General features: G+C 70.0%; 17 protein-coding genes. 9 read left to right on the forward strand and 8 right to left on the reverse strand.

The genetic code is table 11. The features are described from left to right. Positions 1–69: 69 nt before the first annotated feature. Positions 70–819 carry an SRPBCC family protein gene (locus tag FHS07_RS05955; protein ID WP_246383127.1) on the forward strand — a complete coding sequence of 250 codons (750 nt, stop codon included), beginning with the start codon at positions 70–72 and terminating at the stop codon, positions 817–819. 401 nt (positions 820–1,220) lie between these two features. Here the strand turns inward: FHS07_RS05955 and mnhG are convergent, their stop codons facing one another. The 7 genes from mnhG to FHS07_RS05990 all read right to left on the reverse strand — a co-directional run bounded on the left by mnhG (position 1,221) and on the right by FHS07_RS05990 (position 8,664). Then, positions 1,221–1,601 carry a monovalent cation/H(+) antiporter subunit G gene (gene mnhG, locus FHS07_RS05960; protein ID WP_183418919.1) on the reverse strand — a complete coding sequence of 127 codons (381 nt, stop codon included), beginning with the start codon at positions 1,599–1,601 and terminating at the stop codon, positions 1,221–1,223. Continuing rightward, positions 1,598–1,867 (reverse strand): monovalent cation/H+ antiporter complex subunit F, encoded by a 270-nt coding sequence (locus tag FHS07_RS05965; RefSeq protein WP_183418920.1) that lies wholly within the window; start codon positions 1,865–1,867, stop codon positions 1,598–1,600. Before FHS07_RS05965 ends, mnhG begins: the two co-directional genes overlap by 4 nt. Beyond that, entirely contained in the window at positions 1,864–2,472 is a 609-nt protein-coding gene (locus tag FHS07_RS05970) for a Na+/H+ antiporter subunit E (protein WP_183418921.1), read from the reverse strand. Before FHS07_RS05970 ends, FHS07_RS05965 begins: the two co-directional genes overlap by 4 nt. Then, positions 2,469–4,025, reverse strand: coding sequence for a Na+/H+ antiporter subunit D (locus FHS07_RS05975; RefSeq protein ID WP_183418922.1), 1,557 nt, complete (start codon positions 4,023–4,025; stop codon positions 2,469–2,471). Before FHS07_RS05975 ends, FHS07_RS05970 begins: the two co-directional genes overlap by 4 nt. Then, positions 4,022–4,600, reverse strand: coding sequence for a Na(+)/H(+) antiporter subunit C (locus tag FHS07_RS05980; RefSeq protein ID WP_183418923.1), 579 nt, complete (start codon positions 4,598–4,600; stop codon positions 4,022–4,024). The genes FHS07_RS05975 and FHS07_RS05980 overlap by 4 nt, the downstream gene beginning before the upstream one ends. Beyond that, a complete protein-coding gene (locus FHS07_RS05985; protein WP_183418924.1) occupies positions 4,597–7,524 on the reverse strand; it encodes a Na+/H+ antiporter subunit A in 2,928 nt (975 codons plus the stop codon). Before FHS07_RS05985 ends, FHS07_RS05980 begins: the two co-directional genes overlap by 4 nt. A gap of 96 nt (positions 7,525–7,620) precedes the next feature. Continuing rightward, positions 7,621–8,664, reverse strand: a complete 1,044-nt coding sequence (locus FHS07_RS05990; RefSeq protein ID WP_183418925.1) for a substrate-binding domain-containing protein — start codon at positions 8,662–8,664, stop codon at positions 7,621–7,623. Positions 8,665–8,741: 77 nt separating this feature from the next. Here FHS07_RS05990 and FHS07_RS05995 point away from each other — a divergent pair, with 77 nt between their 5' ends. From FHS07_RS05995 to FHS07_RS06020, 6 genes are all read left to right on the forward strand, one after another. Beyond that, entirely contained in the window at positions 8,742–9,992 is a 1,251-nt protein-coding gene (locus tag FHS07_RS05995; protein WP_183418926.1) for an MFS transporter, read from the forward strand. Between the two features lie 9 nt (positions 9,993–10,001). Next, complete coding sequence (nucS, locus tag FHS07_RS06000) at positions 10,002–10,700, forward strand: endonuclease NucS (protein ID WP_055952826.1); 699 nt, start codon at positions 10,002–10,004, stop codon at positions 10,698–10,700. A 291-nt stretch (positions 10,701–10,991) separates the two neighbouring features. Beyond that, entirely contained in the window at positions 10,992–11,831 is an 840-nt protein-coding gene (locus FHS07_RS06005; RefSeq protein ID WP_183418927.1) for a hypothetical protein, read from the forward strand. 398 nt (positions 11,832–12,229) lie between these two features. Then, a complete protein-coding gene (locus tag FHS07_RS06010; RefSeq protein ID WP_183418928.1) occupies positions 12,230–12,922 on the forward strand; it encodes an HAD hydrolase-like protein in 693 nt (230 codons plus the stop codon). Next, entirely contained in the window at positions 12,915–14,159 is a 1,245-nt protein-coding gene (locus tag FHS07_RS06015; protein ID WP_183418929.1) for a hypothetical protein, read from the forward strand. The genes FHS07_RS06010 and FHS07_RS06015 overlap by 8 nt, the downstream gene beginning before the upstream one ends. A 116-nt stretch (positions 14,160–14,275) precedes the next feature. After that, entirely contained in the window at positions 14,276–16,339 is a 2,064-nt protein-coding gene (locus FHS07_RS06020) for a bifunctional lysylphosphatidylglycerol flippase/synthetase MprF (protein ID WP_183418930.1), read from the forward strand. A gap of 58 nt (positions 16,340–16,397) precedes the next feature. Here the strand turns inward: FHS07_RS06020 and FHS07_RS06025 are convergent, their stop codons facing one another. Continuing rightward, positions 16,398–16,604, reverse strand: coding sequence for a cold-shock protein (locus FHS07_RS06025; protein ID WP_055952808.1), 207 nt, complete (start codon positions 16,602–16,604; stop codon positions 16,398–16,400). A 319-nt stretch (positions 16,605–16,923) separates the two neighbouring features. Here FHS07_RS06025 and FHS07_RS06030 point away from each other — a divergent pair, with 319 nt between their 5' ends. Both FHS07_RS06030 and FHS07_RS06035 read left to right on the forward strand, forming a co-directional pair. Continuing rightward, positions 16,924–17,532 carry a GntR family transcriptional regulator gene (locus FHS07_RS06030; protein ID WP_183418931.1) on the forward strand — a complete coding sequence of 203 codons (609 nt, stop codon included), beginning with the start codon at positions 16,924–16,926 and terminating at the stop codon, positions 17,530–17,532. A 48-nt stretch (positions 17,533–17,580) separates the two neighbouring features. Next, entirely contained in the window at positions 17,581–18,009 is a 429-nt protein-coding gene (locus tag FHS07_RS06035; protein WP_183418932.1) for a GNAT family N-acetyltransferase, read from the forward strand. Positions 18,010–18,018 lie beyond the last annotated feature (9 nt).

The following is an 18,018-nucleotide window of genomic DNA, read 5'->3' on the forward strand; positions in this document are numbered from 1 at the left end:
CGCGGCGGTCCCGCCGACCTCCCCGTGCCGGTCTGACGAGCCGGTCCCCCCGCCCCGACGGGCTCCCTAATGCAGCCGCACGAACTCCGCGATCCGCACGACACCCGCCACCACGGCCCGGATGCCACTGACGTCGTGCGGATCGCGCAGACCGTCGCCGTGCGAACCCGGGCCTCTCAGCTCGTCCGGGGATCGGTCCTGCGCACGGCCGAGTCAAGTCCTGCCGACCCCGCGGCATCCGTCCTACAGTCGAAACACGCCGACCGAACGGATGCCATGGCCGCCCGCAACACGCGACTGATGCACTGCACCCCCGACGACCTGTTCGCGGTGCTATCCGACGGATGGCTCTACCCCGTGTGGGTCGTCGGAGCGGCGCGCATGCGCGATGTCGACCCGCAGTGGCCCCGTGAGGGATCGCGCATCCACCACTCCCTCGGCGTCTGGCCCGTGATGATCCACGACGAGACCGAGATCGTGGAGTGGGACCCGCCGCGCCGGCTTCGACTGCGGCCCAGGGCGGGCATCGTGGGTCGCGGCGTCATCCGCATCGACGCCCGCCCGCATCCGGCGGGAACAGCGGTCACGATCGTCGAGGAGCCCGTCTCGGGTGCGGCGTCGATCCTTCCGGCGCTGCTGTGGAAGCCGATGTTGACCATGCGCAACCATGAGTGCCTCAACCGCTTGGCGTTCCTCGCGGAGGGTCGCCGCGCAGAGCGCGAAGCGCGCGAGCTCGATCACCGAACCGAGACGCCCGACCCCCGCGAGGGGACCGCGTCGCCGCAGGCCCGAGAGGACATGCGCGAAGCCGGCATCTGACCCGCGCATCACGCCGCCGTCGCCCAGGTTTCTCGGCCCGCGTGCGCCGACCGGCCGCTCCCCCGCCGAGAAACGCTGTCCTGTGCGGGAAACGCATTGACGAGGCGTTTCTCGCACGACACAGCGTTTCTCACGCCGCCCCGCGCGGCGTCGCCCCGCCCCGCCGCGCCGCCCAGCCGCGCCGCCCAGCCGCGCCGCCGCTTCGCCCACCGAGAAACGCCTTCCCGTGCGGGAAACGCGTCGACGAGGCGTTTCTCGCACAGAACAGCGTTTCTCACGCCACCCCAGCGCTCACCGCCCCAGCGCGCACCGCCCAGCGCGCACCGCCCCGCCGCACCGCCCCGCCCCGCCGCGCCGCCCCACGCCTTTACCCAGCGCAGCGCAGCCCTCGCCGAAGGATCTCAGCGCTCCGGACGCGACTCCGTGCCCGTCGAACCGGGCTGCTCGGTGCTGTGGCGCAACTCGTCGACGTAGAGGTTCGCCTCGTCGGTGGTGCGGTTGCGGTACGCCGCGCGACCCACCATGTGGGCGGCGAGGGGTGCGGTGGCGAACTGGATGAGCACGATCGGGATGCCGAACGCGAGCGCCTCCCATGACCGCAGCGACAGCTCCACCGCGATCACGATGAGCAGCACCCCGAGCACCTGCGGCTTCGTCGCCGCGTGCAGGCGCGTCGGCACGTCGCGCCAGCGCAGCAGTCCGATGGTCGCGATCAGACACAGCACGGCGCCGATCAGCACGAGCACGAGCGCGAGGATGTCGAGAACGGCCTCGATGGTCATCTCGGGTTCTCCTTCCGCGCGACGAAGCGGGCGACGGCGATCGACCCGAACACGCCGATGGCCGCGATGACGAGCATCGCGGGCAGTGATCGCGTGTGCTGGTTAATCACCATGTCGGCGCCCAGGATGCAGACCACCTCGGTGAGCAGGACGTCGGCCGCCACCGCGCGGTCGAGGATCGAGGGGCCGATGACGAGGCGGATGAGAGCCAGCACCGCCGCAGCGGCGAACACGACGAGGATGACGACGATGAGAACGGTGGTCACGGCGAGGTCCTCCGCTCTCCAGGGGACGCGTCGGCATCGTGGGCGGAGCTGTCGGCGATTCGCGCCTGAAGCTCCAGCAGCTCTTCCTTCGACCCGACGGCCCGCGTGATCCGGGCTTCCCACCGCAGCACGACGCGGCGCTGGTGCTCGGCATCCTCGTTGCTTCGCACGCCGATCGTGTGCAGGAAGAGCGTCCGGTTGTCGCGGTCCACGTCGACGATGAGCGAACCCGGGATGAGGGATGCCGTGACCGCCGTGTGAGCCATGATCACGTCGTCGTCCACGCGGAGCGGTACCGCGATGATGGCCGCCCCGGGTTGCCGACGGAAGTCGAGGACCTGCCACGCCACGATGAGCGAGCCCTTGATGACCGCGCCGAGGAAGGTGACGACGAAGACGAGGCCGTACCACAGGTTGATGCGCCCCGACAGCTCGATCGGCGGAAGGCGGTACACGCGCGTGACGAAGACGGCCATGACGAGGCCGGTGAGCAGGGCGAGCCAGGTGAGCTGGCCCCACAACAGCATCCACAGCGCCACGAGCCACACGAGCAGCGGCAGCTGGTGCAGGAACAGCGAGACCTGCGAGCGACGCGACGGGCTCATTGCTCGCCCACCTGTTCCTGCAGCTGCACGAGGCTCACGCCTTCGGCGATGGTCTCGCCGGCGCGCAGGCACATGTCGAGCAGCGGACCGGCGAACACCGTGAGAGATATGGTCACGACCACCATGCCGGCGGTCGCCAACGTCATGATCGCCGGGATCGTGCGGCGCTCGGTCGAGATCGTGGCGGCGGGGGCGTTGCCGAGGTAGGCGATGCGCTCGGTCGTCTCGGCCGAGTCGTCATCCTCACGCCAGAACGACAGGTTCCACGCGCGCATGAGGGCGTACAGGGTGAGGATCGAGGTGACGATTCCGCCGACGATGAGCACCATCATGACGGGAGTGCCCACCTGAGCCGCCGCGTCGAACAGCGCGTACTTGCCGATGAAGCCCGAGAACGGCGGAAGACCGCCCAGGTTGATCGCCGGGATGAAGTACAGCACCGCCAGCAGGGGTGCTGCGCGCATGAGGCCCTTCACCTTCAGGATCGACGTGCTCCCTGCGCGGCGCTCGATGAGTCCCACGGCCAGGAACAGGGTCGTCTGAACGATGATGTGGTGGACGATGTAGTAGATCGTCGCCCCGATCGCCAGGGGCGTGTTGATCGCGAGTCCGAAGATCATGTAGCCGATGTGACTCACGAGCGTGAACGACAGGATGCGCTTCAGTTCGGCCTGCGCGACGGCACCGAGGATGCCGACGATCATCGTCGCCAGCGCGACCATCATCAGCAGGAAGTTCAGGTCGTTCGCGACGAACAGCTGAGTCTCGGTCCGGATGATCGCGTAGACGCCGACCTTGGTGAGCAGACCCGCGAACACCGCGGTGACGGGTGCGGGGGCGGTCGGGTACGAGTCGGGCAGCCAGAACGACAGCGGGAACACGGCGGCCTTGATCGCGAAGGCGAGCAGCAGCAGCAGGTGCAGGATCGTCTGCGTGTCCTGTGGCAGCAGGGCCATGCGCTCGCTGATCTGCACCATGTTGACCGTGCCGAGGGCGCCGTAGACCACGGCGATCGCGGCGAGGAACAGGATCGACGACACCAGCGAGACGACGATGTAGACCACGCCGGTGCGGATGCGCGATTCGGTGCCGCCGAGCGTGATCAGCACGTACGAGGCGACGAGGAGGATCTCGAAGCCCACGTAGAGGTTGAACAGGTCACCCGCGATGAAGGCGTTGAAGATGCCCGCGCCCAGGATCAGGTACGCCGGATAGAAGATCGAGACCGGGGTGTCTTCGTCGTTGTCGGCCGCTCCCTGTCCGATCGAGAAGAGCAGCACCGCCAGCAGCACGATGCTCGTGACGACCACGAGCAGGGCGGCGAGCACATCAACGTAGAGCACGATGCCGAACGGGATGTCCCAGCCTGCGATCGCCACCGCGATGGGGCCGCCGGAGTCGACGGCCACGAGCAGGACCGCGCCGAGCACGAGCACCGCCGCCAGCGAGGCGACCGACACGACGATCTGCACCTTCTTGCGGCGCCCGAAGATGAGGTTTATCGCGGCACCGATGAGAGGGATGCCGACGAGCAGGGGTACGAGCGCGCTCACGGGCGATCACCGTCCTGGGAGTCGCGAGGGTCGTCGTCGTGGGGCTGATCGCGCTGCACGGCCACGCGGTCGACCGGGGCGTCGTCGACCAGCTGCGACAGGTCGCCCTGGTGGAGCACGCGGATGGGCGAGGCGACGTCGCCGACGAAGTCGGTCGTGAAGTCGTCGTCGTCGGAGCGCGACTCCTCGTCCATGGCGTCCTCGACCTCTTCGGCCGTGCGCGTGCGCAGCGCGACGTCGTCGGCGTCGTCGACGACCGTGTCGGCCTGCCCCAGCTGCCATGACCGGTAGATGAGAGCGAGCAGGAAGGCCGAGATGCCGAACGTGATCACGATCGCGGTGAGGGTCAGGGCCTGGGGCAGCGCGTCGGACATGTCCGCGGCATCCGTTTCGCCACCGTCGTAGAACGGCGCACGCCCCGGCGCTCCCATGACGACGAGCAGCAGGAGGTTCGCGGCGTTGCCGAGCAGCAGGAAGCCGATCAGCACGCGGGTGAGGCTGCGCTCGAGCATGGCGTAGACGCCGCACGCGAAGAGCACGGCCATGACGATGATCAGCACGAGGGAGATGCTCATGCGGGCACCACCTCCGCGTCTTCGGGGCGCTGCGACTGCCGGTCGACCTCGGCGCCGAGGCTGCGGAGCACGTCGAGCACGAGCCCGATCACGACCAGGTACACACCGATGTCGAAGATGGTGCTGGTCACGAATTCCCAGTGACCGATGAGCGGCAGTTCACCCTCGAAGGTGAAGCTCTGCAGGGGTGCGAAGCCGAAGAACATCGGAGCGAGCGCGCACAGCACGGCGATCGCCATGCCCGCGCCGAGCAGGCGTCCGGCATCGGTGGGTGCGGCCGCTCCCAGCTCCCAGCGTCCTCCCGCGATGTAGCGCATCACCAGGCCCATACCCGCGACGAGACCGCCGGCGAAGCCGCCGCCCGGCAGGTTGTGACCGGCGAACAGCAGGTAGAGCGACACGATCATGACCGAGTGGAACAGCACCCGGATGACGATCTCGAGCAGGATCGAGCGGTTCTCGGGCTGCACCTTGGCCCCCGACACGAGCCAGGCGCGCGGGGCGCCGGTCTCACCGACGCGCTGGGCGCGTACGCCCTCGTCGGTCTCGACCAGCGGACGGCGACGGCCGAGGCCGACGACGCTGCGCGCCGTGCCCGAGCGACGGGCCAGGTTGTCGCTGCGGTCGGTGATGAAGACGAGGGATGCCACGCCCGTCGCCGCGAGCACGAGCACCGAGAGCTCGCCCATCGTGTCCCACCCGCGAAGGTCGACGAGAGCCACGTTGACGACGTTGCGCCCGTGACCGATCTCGTACGCCAACGGCGGCCATTCGAGCGAAACGGGGAGGTCCTGCCGGGCACCGGTCGCGACGATGGCGACGAGCGCCATGGTCAGTCCGACGCCCGCGCCGAGGATGGCCCGGGCGATCGGTGCCACCGACTCGTTCTGCTCGCCCATGCGCGCCGGGAGGCGCCGCAGCACGAGGGCGAACACCACGAGGGTGACGGTCTCGATGAGCACCTGCGTGAGCGCGAGGTCGGGTGCCCCGCTGGTCGCGAAGAGCACGACCATGCCGAGCCCGGTCACCGACACGAGCGCGACACCGGTGTAGCGCTTGCGTGCCCGCACGGCGAGGATCCCGGCCGCGATCATGATGGGTGCCGAGATGAGTTGCGTCGGCGACTGCCACGCGTCGAGCTGGGCGCGCCACTCGCGCGACGCCAGCAGAGCGGTGCCTTCGGCCACGACGAGGACCACGAAGATCGTGCCCACGTAGAACGGCAGCGAGCCTCGCTGGAACCGCGCGGTGATCCACTCGGACGAGTGGTCGATGGACCGCAGCGTGAGGTTGTAGACGTCGTTCGCCGTGAAGGGGAGCACGCGCCGGCGCTTGTGGAGCTGCGTCTTGCGCACCACCCAGAACACGCCTGCGCCGAGGGCGAGGGTGCCGAGCGAGATGAACAGCGCCGGCTCCAGACCGTGCCAGAGCGCCAGATGGTAGGGGTAGTCGGGCGCAGGGACACCCGGCGTGGCCTCGGGCACCCCGTCGGCGTACGGCGCGAGCCAGTGATCGACGATCGGTGAGAGGAAGCCGAGCGCGAGCGAGGCGGCGGCGAGCAGAACGGGCGCCGAGAGGAACCCGATCGGGGGGTCCGGCCAGTCGGTCGTCTTCACGTCGCGCTTGGTCCAGTAGGCGCCCCACAGGAACCGGATGCCGTAGGCCGCGGTGAGGGCGGACCCGAGCACGATGCCGATCAGCGCGACGACGCCCCATCCGGCGCCGGCTTCCGCCTCGTGCAGCAGCGCGGTGAGGGCCGTCTCTTTCGCGACGAAACCCAGGGTGGGGATGACGCCGGCCATCGACCCGATCGCGATGAACGACGCCGTGGCCATCACCGGCGCCTGGCGCCCGAGGCCCGAGAGCTGTCCGATGTCGCGGGTGTTCAGCTGGCGGTCGATGACGCCGACGATGAGGAAGAGGCACGACTTGAACAACGCATGGCTGAGCAGCAACGCGACGCCGGCGAGGGCGGCGTCCCGCGTGCCATAGCCGAGCAGAACGGTGAGGAAGCCCAGCTGGCTGACCGTTCCGAACGCGAGGATGCGCTTCAGGTCGCGCTCGCGCAGCGCCTGGAAACCACCCAGCAGCATGGTGAACACGCCGAGCGTGATGAGCGTCGGACGCCAGAACGGCGTCTCGGCGAAACCGGGCGCCAGGCGCGCGATCAGGTAGATGCCGGCCTTCACCATGGCCGCGGCGTGCAGGTAGGCACTGACGGGGGTGGGGGCGGCCATGGCGCCGGGCAGCCAGAAGTGGAAGGGGAAGATGGCCGACTTGCTCAGGGCGCCGACGAGCAGCAGCAGCACGGCGATGTCGACGACGGTGCCGGTCGGCGGGTCGGCGAGGATGGCCGACAGGCTCGACGTTCCCGCCTGCACGACCATGAGTACGACGCCGATCAACATGACCAGGCCGCCCAGCGTCGTCACCAGGAGCGCCTGCAGGGCCGCGCGTCGGCTGGAGGATCGGGCGTGGTAGTACCCGATGAGCAGGTACGACAGAACGCTCGTGATCTCCCAGAGCATGATCAGCACGACGATGTCGTCGGTCAGCACGAGCCCGTACATCGCGCCGGCGAAGGCCAGCAGGACGGCTGAGAACTGCCCGACACCCTGGGTCTTGCCGCGGAAGTACCAGCGGCAATAGAGCATGACGAGCGCACCGACGCCCGTGACCACGAGGGTCAACAGCCACCCGAGCACGTCCATCCGCATCGAGAGCGAGACGTCGATGGCCGGGATCCAGCGGTATTCCTCGAACGGAATGTCTCCGGCGAGCACCGCGGGGGCGAGCACGACGGCGTGCGCGAACGCCAGCAGTGGCAGCACGGCCGCGACGTAGAACGCTCGGGGGCCGATGCGTGAGACGAGCCACGGGAGGAGCAGCGGGAGGGCCGCGAACGCGCCGAGGAACACCAACATGCGCGGGCCTCCTCGGGGTCGACGGGCGGTTGCCCGGGCTCTCGGGGTGTCGGTCCTATTCTATGCGGAGCATGAGAGTCTCCGTACCCACGGATGTCATGTGCTACGAGGCGGGCCCGTCGTGGTCCCGGCCCGGAAGGTGCACTCGAGGTCGAGACCGGAGGGCACCGTTTCCTCGAGCATCGCGGCCACCGCCTCGCCCGCGGCGCGTCCCTTCGCGGTGGCGGGTTGCACGAGAGTGGTCAGAACGTGGGGGGCGAGACCGTCGACCACCACACCGTCGAACCCGGTGACGCTGACGTCCTGCGGCACGCGGAGACCTGCCTCTTCGGCGGCGCGGATGACCCCCGCCGCGAGCAGGTCGCTCTGCGCGAGGACCGCGGTGGGCCGACGCTCGGCGAAGATCGTGCGCCCGGCGATCGCGCCCTCGTCGATCGAGCTGGTCGCCGCGGCGAGTGCGGGCGCATCGGGGAACACCTCTCGCGCGCCCCGCAGTCGGTCGGCGGTGACATCGACGCCGATGACGGCGTCGGCGGCGAGCCACCCGCGTCGGCGTCCGGTGTCGACCGGAAGGGTGACGATCACGACGTCGTCGTGCCCGAGGTCGGCGAGATGGCGGGCGGCGGCTCGCTGCGCGTCGGCGTTGTCGAGCAGCACGCGAGGGATCCCGTCGCCCGCGTCGCCTTCGACCACCACGACCGGGATGCCGCGGCCTCGCACGATCTCGAGCGAGTCGCGCATCCGGGGGCTGCAGCCGATGAGGACGGCAGCGTCGATGGGGGCCGTGTGCAGCGACGGCTCGCTGACGGTCACACCGTCGTCGCGGAGCAGCAACAGGGCCGCGCCCAGTCGAGAGACGCCGTCGGCGAGGCCGTCCATCATGTGCGTGGTGACGGGGTCGAGGAAGGCGGTACCCAGGTGCTGGTCGAAGACGACCCCGACGATGCCCGACCGCCCTCGCCGCAGCGATGCCGCGCGGGGGTCGGGTCCGGTGTAGCCCAGGCTCTCGGCGGCGGCGAGCACGCGGGCGCGGGTCGCTTCGGAGGTGGGCGTCTTGCCGCTGAAGACGACCGACGCGGTCGACGGCGACACGCCAGCTTCGCGGGCGACGTCGTTGATGGTCGCGCGACGGGTGCTCACGGGGCGATGCTACCCGTCGAGCGCAGGGATCCCGAATCGATTCGATCGATGTCGAATCGATTCGTTAGAGTGTGGGCATGCACTCCACGTTGACCCGCTCGCAGCTCGTGCGCTGGCACATCGCGATCTGCGCGATCTTCCTCGCGAGCGGCCTCAGCATCTCGACCTGGGCGTCGCGCGTGCCCGCCATCCGCGAGTCCCTCGGCATCGAGAATTCCGGCGTGGGACTGCTCCTGCTCGGCATGGGCGTGGCATCCATCGTCGGACTCTCCATCGCCCCCGCCGTCATGGCGCGCATCGGCGCCCGATCGGGCATGCTCGTCGCGCTCGTGGTCGTGGGTATCGGTCTCGCGATCATCGGGTTCGGCGCCGACACTCTCCAGCTCTTCGGTGTCGCACTGGTGGGACTCGCCCTCTTCGGGTTCGGCAACGGTGCGGTCGACGTCATGATGAACGTCGAGGGCGCAGCGCTCGAGAAGGCCACCGGCCGCACGATCATGCCCCTGCTGCACGCCTTCTTCAGCTTCGGCACGGTGATCGGGGCGGGCCTGGGCTTCCTCGCCGTGAGCCTGGGCATCCCGGTGATGGCGCACTGCGCCGCGATGGGAGTGGTCATCCTGGTCGTCGCCTTCGTCTCGGTGGCCAATGTGCCGCGCGCAGAGGTCGCGATGGACGCCCCCGCCCACGAAGAGCGCGCGCACTGGCGCGAACGCCTCGCCGTGTCGCTCCAGGCGTGGCGCGAGCCCCGCACCTACACGCTCGGCGTCATCATGCTCGGCATGGCCTTCGCCGAGGGGAGCGCGAACGACTGGCTGCCGTCCGCCGTGGTCTACGGACACGGCGCACCCGAAGAGGCGGGCCCGGCGGTTCTCGCCGTCTTCTCCGTCGCCATGACGGTGGGACGCATCGTGGGGGGTCCCGTCGTCGACAAGCTCGGGCGCGTGCTCGTGCTGCGGGTGCTCGCCGGCACGGCCGCGGCGGGACTGCTGCTGTTCATCCTCGCCCCGTTCGGCCCCCTCGTCTTCCTCGGCGCCGCTCTCTGGGGTCTCGGCGCTTCGCTCGGCTTCCCGATCGGCATGTCGGCCGCCGCCGACGACCCCGCCAAGGCCGCCTCTCGCGTCGCCGCCGCGGCCACCATCGGGTACGTCGCGTTCCTGTGCGGCCCGCCGATCCTCGGATGGATCGGCGACCACATCGGTCTGCTCCCCACGCTGCTGATCGTGGTCGGACTGATCGTGGCATCCGGGCTCTTCTCGGGCGCCGCGAAGCCTCTCGTCGTCGACAAGGCCACGGCCTCCGAGCCTGCCGAGCCCGCACGGCGCGATTAGGCTCGACGGGTGCGTCTCGTCATCGCCCGTTGCTCCGTCGATTACACCGGCCGCCTCAACGCGCATCTCCCCCTCGCCACCCGACTGCTCGTCCACAAGGGCGACGGCAGTCTGCTCGTGCACTCCGACGGCGGCTCGTACAAGCCGCTCAACTGGATGAGCCCGCCCTGCTCCCTCACGCTCGAGCAGCCCGACGAGGTCGACGTCGAAGACGGGGTGATCGAGCGCTGGCGTGTGACGCACGCGAAGACCGGCGATGCCCTGCTGGTGCGCATCCACGAGATCGTGCACGACACCGCCCACGACCTGGGGGTCGACCCCGGCTTGATCAAAGACGGCGTCGAGGCCGATCTGCAGCGTCTGCTGGCCGAGCAGGTGTCGGTCGTCGGCGAGAACCTCACGCTCGTGCGCCGCGAATACCCCACCGCCATCGGCCCCGTCGATCTGCTGCTGCGCAACGACGACGGTCGCGGCACGGTCGCGATCGAGGTGAAGCGCCGCGGAGACATCGACGGCGTCGAGCAACTCACCCGCTACCTCGAGCTGCTCAACCGCGACCCCCTGCTCGCCCCCGTCACGGGCGTCTACGCCGCACAGGAGATCAAGCCGCAGGCGCGCGTGCTCGCCACCGACCGCGGCATCCGGTGCCTGACCCTCGACTACGACGAGATGAAGGGCGTGCAGTCGGGCGCCCCCCGCCTGTTCTGAGCGCATCCGAGACCAAGGATGCCGCGGCGCTGATCGCCCGCAGCCGCCATACGTGGATGCAGCGGCCCACCGTCAGAACCGGGCACGCCGCGAGGTCCGCGCGCGGAGCGCGTTCCGGGGATCGGCGCGAACCGGAACGCTCGACTGCTACTGTCCGGGCAGCGGGGACTGCACGCGCTGCCATCTCCTTCCCGCCCACCCATTCGCCGGTCGGGCTTTCCGCCCTGATTCTCAAAGGACGAAATGTACGCCAGAAGCGCCCGACGGCCGCTCTCCGCTCGAGTCCGGATCGTGACGACGGTCGCTGCGATGACCACGGCGCTCGCGCTCGTCGCCGCGTCCCCGGCTCTCGCCGCGGACCAGCCTGCCGCTCGCTCTACGGCCCCGGTTCTCTCCGCGGTGTGGGGCGAGCCTTTCTGCACGTCCGGGGGCGGCGCGGAGGTCCGCGTCGGAGTTGCGCACGAGCCCACGGATGTCGCCGGTGGTGTCGATGTGAAGGTCGCGGAGCAGATCGTCGGCGGAACCGACGCGGCGGTCGAGACGCACGGCCACACCGATGCGAGGGGGAAGTTCTCGACCTCCGTGACGTTGTCGCGGGCTCAACAGATCAAGGTCACGGTGGCGGGCGACGTCGGAGATCGAGGCGCCGACGGATCCGTCGCGTGGCGAGTCGTCGGTGAGCGCGTCTATCCCTTCCCCGACGGGTGCCTCCCCGGCTATCCGCGCATGACGCTCGACACCCCCGTCGTCAGTCAGGACTGGGTCGTCGACGACCCCGCCGTGAAGGGTGATGCCCATTGGGATGCCGACAAGGTGGAGGGTGCCCCGGCGAGCACCCTCATGAGCTGGTCGATCAACGCCCAGGGCGAGCTCGTGGCGACGGCGTCGGCGAATTACAAGTTCTCGAACGGCACCAACCAGTGGAACTGGGGCAGGCCCGCCGACACGTACACCGAGCCGCCTACGCCGCCCGCTCCGACGATCTGCGTCCTCGAATCGCGACCCGGCTTCGCGAAGATCACGTACGGCGGGAAGACGCGCTCATTCAGCGTCAACGCGACGCGGGCGTTGCCGAAAGGCTGCCTCACTGCTCAGCAGACGGCGGAGCTGAAGAGGCAGCTCGGGCTGTAGACCCTCACTCGTCCTCTCCTGCGCCCGTGGCCGCCATGACCCGACGTGCGCTCCCGCTCATCCGTCGACTCGAGACGTGCGGGACGATCGGCTTAGTGTGCGGCGCGTTGCTCGGTGCTCTCTTCGTGCTGATCGGGTGGTTCCCCTCCGCTCTCGCGATGCACGCGGACAATCCAACGTTCCTCCTACAGTCCCTGCTCGCGTGGTGTGCCGGCTGGGCCGTCGTGTGCGGAGCGGTAGGCCTCGTGGTGGGCGTGATCGTGAGTGTGCTCGTTGACGTGGGCGACCGGTTCCCCGATCACCCCCCGCGCCAATAGGTCTTCGAGGATCGTTCACGTCTCGACCCCCGGAGCGGCATCCGACAGCCCATCGGGATGCCGCGCCGGTAGCGTGGACGCATGCCCGAACGCTCTCCTTTCTCGTGCGTCCTGTGGGACGTCGACGGAACCCTGGTCGACGCATCCGAGGGGATCCTCCGCCGTCTGACGATCACGCTCGACCACTTCGGGTACAAGCCGCCGACGCGCGGCGAACTTTCGCACTGGATCGGCCCGCCCATGTACGAGTCGTTCCAGGTGAACGTCGGCATGAGTGCCGAGCAGGCCGTCGAGGCCGTCGCCTTCTACCGCGGCTTGAACAAGAGCGAGGGCTACACGGTCAGCGCACGGCTGTACCCCGGTGTCGGCGAGCTGGTGCACGACCTGCACGCGGTGGGGGTCCCCCAGTCGACGGCGAGCTCGAAACCCGAGGTGCAGGTCGTCGCGCTGATGGACCACTTCGGCCTGGCCCCCGACCTCGAGGCGATGGTCGGGGCGACGCTCGACGAACGCACTCTCAGCGCCAAGTCCGACATCGTGCGCGAAGCGCTGCGCCGCCTTGAAGCCGGCGGCGCCGACACCTCGCGACCCGTGCTGATCGGCGATCGGCACCACGACGTCGAGGGCGGTCTGGATGCCGGCGTGCCGGTCATCTTCGTGCGGTGGGGCTTCAGCTGGCCCCACGAGGCCGAGGGTGCGCAGGCCGCGGTCGACGACGTCGATCAGCTGCGGGCGCTGCTCCTCGTGGGCGACATGCCGGACGCCGATGCCTGATCTCGCGTGGGCGGTGCCGGCGGCGATCGCCCTCGTCGCCGCCGCCCTCGTGGTGGCGATCGTCGTCATCGCCGTCCGCGTGCACCGCCGGTCTTCCCGCGCGCGAGCGGCCGCCGGCCGGGCGGTGTCCGGCGCCGCATCCGCCCTGCTCGCACTCGATGACGACGTCGACGATCTCGACCTCGCCTTCGAGGCCGCCGACGCACTCGATGCCGACGACGTGCCCACCGAGCTGCGTCGCGCCCGCACCACGGCGCATCGCGCCCGTGACCGGGGCTTCGGCGACCTGTTGGTGCTCGAAGACTACACCGGCGTGGCCGCCCGCCGACGCGATCAGGCCCGACGGCTGCGCGAGGGGCTCGATGCGCAGCGCGAGCAGGTCTCCGCGGTGCGCGCCCGCCTCGCGGACTGGCAGCGCGAGCACCGCTCACCCGCCGGTCTGCTCGCGGCCGCGCGTCATCGCCGCGACGATCTGGTCGCGATGTCGGGTGACCCCGAGCCGCTGGTCGACGCTCTGCGCGCACGCTTCGACGACGCCGACTGGTCCGAGGCCGCGGTGGCGGCGAGTCGGGCGAGACGCGCTCTCGCCGATGCCGACGACGCCCTCGGACGCGCCGAGACCGACGCCGACGGCGACCACGTCGTCCGCGCCACGGCGGAGCTGCGCCGCGCCGCACGCCATCTGCGCGAGGTCGAAGACGGCCACCGCGTGGCCCTCCAGGCCGCCGGAAACGCCGAGGCCGAGGTGGCCGCCGCCCGCGCCGAGATCGATGAGGCGATCCATGTGGCCACCTCCCGCCCCGAAGCGTGCCCGCCGGGAGCGGCCGATCGCCTGCGCGCGGCGGCTGACGAGCTGAACGACGCCGCCGCCGCCGCGTCGCGACGCCCGCGCGAAGCCGTCGCCACCGTCGCCCGCGTACGAGAAGAGCGCGACGCGATCCTCGGCGATGCCGTCAGCATGCGCCGACGTGTCGAGGCCGCCCGCACGGCGCTCCCGGGCACCCTGGCCTGCGCCCGCGCGGCCCTCGCCGCCGCCGAGACCGCCAGCGCGACAGCTGACGAGAAGCGCGTCGAGGCACGCATCGAGGCGCGGGGAGATGCCGCACCCGAGGTCGACCGCATCACCCGGCGCCTGCGCGTGGAGCGCGCGCGACGCCACCTCGCCGAGGCCCGCGCCGCCACCGACGCCACGCAGGCGCTCACCGCCGCCCGCGCCGCCTGGTCCGCCCTGCGCTGACCCGCGCCGCCCGGTGCGCCCCGCGCCGCCTGATCCACACACGTCGGCACCCGTCGACCGCGCCGCCCGCTTCGTCGCCTCACGGCACGACCTACGCGTGCCCTATGGTGAGCGGCATGGCGCAGAAGACCCTTGTCGCTCGCTCGCTCTCGGTGGCGAGGCGCGTTCCGGTCACGTTGACGCTCGCCGGCATCCTGCTGCTGGCGGGAGTGTTCTCCGGCGGCCTGTGGCGGCCCTTCGTCGACTCCGACCTGTTCTCCGCGGTCGCCTACGGACTCCCCGCCCTCGCGGCCGGTCGGTGGTGGACGCCGATCACCGGCACCTTCTTCGTCGACGCCCCCTGGGTCTACGCGGCCGGCATCCCGATTCTCGCGGCGATGGGGTTTCTCGAGGCGCGCCGAGGCTCCCGCGCCGCGGCCATCATCTTCGCGGGCGGCCAGCTGTTCTCCGTCCTCGCGGCCTCGGTGTTCCTGTGGGGCGCCGCGCTCCTGCCGTGGTCGTGGGCTCAGCAGGAGGCCGGCGCCCTCGACGTCGGTCCGTCGGGCGGCCTGTTCGCGTGCCTCGCCGCCGCGCTCGCGCTGCTGCCCTCTCCGTGGCGTCTGCGCGCGTGGACGGTCTTCCTCGCCGTGCTGCTCGTGTCGTTCTTCTATTACGGCTCGCTGCCCGACCTCGAGCACGTCCTCGCCGTGCTGCTGGTCCTCGCGGTCGACCGGTCGCTGCGCCCGCAGCGCGTGAGCGTGCGGGAACAGCGCCTGGTCGCCTTCGTCGTGCTGTGCGCGCTCGGTGCCATCGAGATCCTCGGCTACGTCGCACCCATGACCGGCCCGTTCGGCACCTCCGCGGCGGCCTCAGGGTCGTGGATCGACGTCGCGGTGAACACCGTGATCGTCCTCCTCGTGGCTACGGCGCTGCGACGCGGCCGACGGTGGGCGTGGGTCGTCGTGATGGTCTACTGCGCCCTGAACCTCGTCCTGGTCGTGCTCGCCGTCGGCATCCTGCTTCTGTCCGGAATGAGCGGCATCGAGGCCGATGTGGATGCCGATGTCACCAGCGTCCTGGCCTCGTCGGCCCTGTGGATCGTGGCGTCGGTCTACTTCGTACTCGTTCGGGCGGCGTTCCGCGCGCGTCCGCGCGCTGCTCTCGGCGACGCGCCGGCGCCGACCGCCGACGATGTCGAGAAGGAGCTGCGCACAACCGGCGGGGGAACCCTGTCGTGGATGACCACGTGGGACGGCATGTCGTACGCCCGCTTCGGCCGCGGGATCGTGGCGTACCAGCGACGCTCCCGCGTCGCGTTGGCTCTCGGCGACCCGCTCGGTCCTTCCGACGTGCGAGCCGACACGGTGCGGGCCTTCATCGACCGCGCCGAGGCGGCGGGCCTGACCCCGTGCTTCTTCAGCGCCGGGGCGGCGACGCTCGCCGCCGTGCCGAGCGGTTGGCGCAACATCGTCGTGGCCGACGACACGGTGGTCGACCTCCCGGGTCTGCAGTTCACGGGCAAGGCGTGGGGGGCTGTGCGCACCTCACTGAATCGGGCTGAGCGCGAGGGCATGACGTTCCGCCTCTCGCGACTGCGCGACGAGAGCTGGGGTGTCCGCCAGCAGCTGCGCGCGATCTCCGAGAGCTGGGTCGGCGACAAGGGCCTTCCCGAGATGGGCTTCACGCTCGGCACGTTGCACGAGGCATCCGACCCCGAGGTCCGGATCGCCCTCGCGGTGTCGCCCGCCGGCGACGTCGACGGATTCCTCTCGTGGCTGCCCATCTACGGCGACGGTGAAATCCGCGGATGGACGCTCGACCTCATGCGGCGCCGTGACGGCGGCTTCGGCCCTGTCATGGAGTTCCTGATCGGTGCTTCCGCCCGGCAGTTCTCCGCCGAGGGTGCCGAGGTGATGTCACTGTCGGGGGCACCGCTCGCGCACGAGTACCCCGCGGATGCCGGTGTCATCGCCAACCTGCAGAAGCGTATGGCCGATGCACTCGAACCCGTATACGGCTTCGCCTCGCTGCACCGCTTCAAGCAGAAATTCCACCCGCGCTACGAGACCATGTACCTGCTCTACCGCGACGAGGCGGATCTCACGCGCATCGGCGCCGCCCTCACACGGGCGTTCCTCCCGCACGCGACGATCCGGCAGTTCGCGGCGGCCGGGGTGGATCTCGTTCGGTCCGACAACTGAAACGCCCCGGACGACGCAGTCATCGGCCGGGGCGCATCCGATTCGGACTCGGAAGAAGTCAGAGCGGACGGATGTCCTCCGCCTGCAGGCCCTTCGGGCCCTGGGCGACCTCGAACTCGACGCGCTGGTTCTCTTCGAGCGAGCGATAACCGCCCGACTGGATGGCGCTGTAATGGGCGAACACATCCTGCCCGCCGTCATCCGGGGCGATGAAGCCGAAGCCCTTCTCCGAGTTGAACCACTTGACCGTGCCCTGCGTGCTCATCCTGATGCCGTTTCCCGCTCGAGCCGACACCGAGCGCGCCGGACTGTGCCCCCACGGTAACGGGCGGATTCCCCGCGCGCACGGCACCGTGACACAAACGTTGCGTGAGACGGAACACGGCCTCGCGCACCCCGAGCCCATACGACGCCCGGGCTGAGCAAGGCTCAAAGCCCGGGCGTCGACGGATCCCCCCGGATATGCCACGCGAGGCGTGACGTGATGACAATACCGGCGTAGAGGCGTGCGCGCGACACGAAAAGAGAGAAACAGTAACTTATGTCGATGTTCTGTGATATCTGGAAGCCGTAAACTCCGCCTGATGGATGATCGCCGCCGCGCTTCGGCCCTCGTCGACGAGGCGTATCGTGCCCTCGGCGGGGCCATCGTCGACGGCCGTCTGCGACCCGGTGACCGACTGCGCGACGTCGAGTTGGCGCAGTTGATGGGCATCTCCCGCACACCGGTGCGTGAGGCCCTGCAGAAGCTCGAGCGCATCGGCCTCGTCGAGATCGCGGCCAACCGTTACACGCGGGTGTCCGAAGTCACCGACAGAGCCCGTGTCGACATGCGCGAATACGCCGCCCATACCATCGCAGGCGCCATCCGCGTGGCCCTGGCGAGATGCACCGACGACGAGATCGATCTCGCCGTCGGCCTCGTCGATCGCATGCGCGACGCCGAGACGTCGCGTTCGTACGTCGACGCCATCCTGACGTTCTACGCCCATATGGCATCCGCATCACGCAACTTCGTCTTCTCGCGGGCGTTGGAGCAGACCGACCTCGTCCTGCGACGCAATCTCGACGGCTGGGAGAGCATCTCCGACGAAACGCGCGCGACGCTCTTCCAGCACCTGCACACGCAGGTCGCCGCGCGCGATGCGAACGGCGCGACCTGGACGTTCCTCGCTCTGCATGGTTTCGCCTGACCGCACAAGTGCGGCGGTCGGTTCATCCGGCGCCACTAGCGTGACGGCATGCCTCACATCGAGCTGCGAGATCTTCACGACGACGACCGCGATGCCGCGTTCTCGGCCGTCCACGCAAGCGGATCGGCATGGCCGCGTGCCGAGTTCGACGATCGCCCCTCTTTCGACGCGTGGACGGAGCGCGCCGATGTCGTCTACCTCGCCATCGTCCAGGATGCCGTGGTGGTCGGCATCGCGGCGGCGATGGACGTCGACGGCGACCGTGAGATCCTCCTTGCCGTCGCTCCCGACGCCGATGGCGATGCGTCCACCGAAGTTCTGCGTCTACTGACCGCGCGGGAGGCGGAGCGGCCGCTGTACGCGTGCGTCGCCGCGAGCGACGAGCCGTCTCACGACGTCCTCGCACGCATCGGCTTCGTCGAGCACCGACGCGACGGCGACGACGTCGTCTACGTCCTGCCCCCGACCCTGGAGTGACGCCGATGC

The sequence above is a fragment of the Microbacterium proteolyticum genome, from assembly GCF_014192415.1.
Taxonomy (GTDB): Bacteria; Actinomycetota; Actinomycetes; order Actinomycetales; family Microbacteriaceae; genus Microbacterium; species Microbacterium proteolyticum.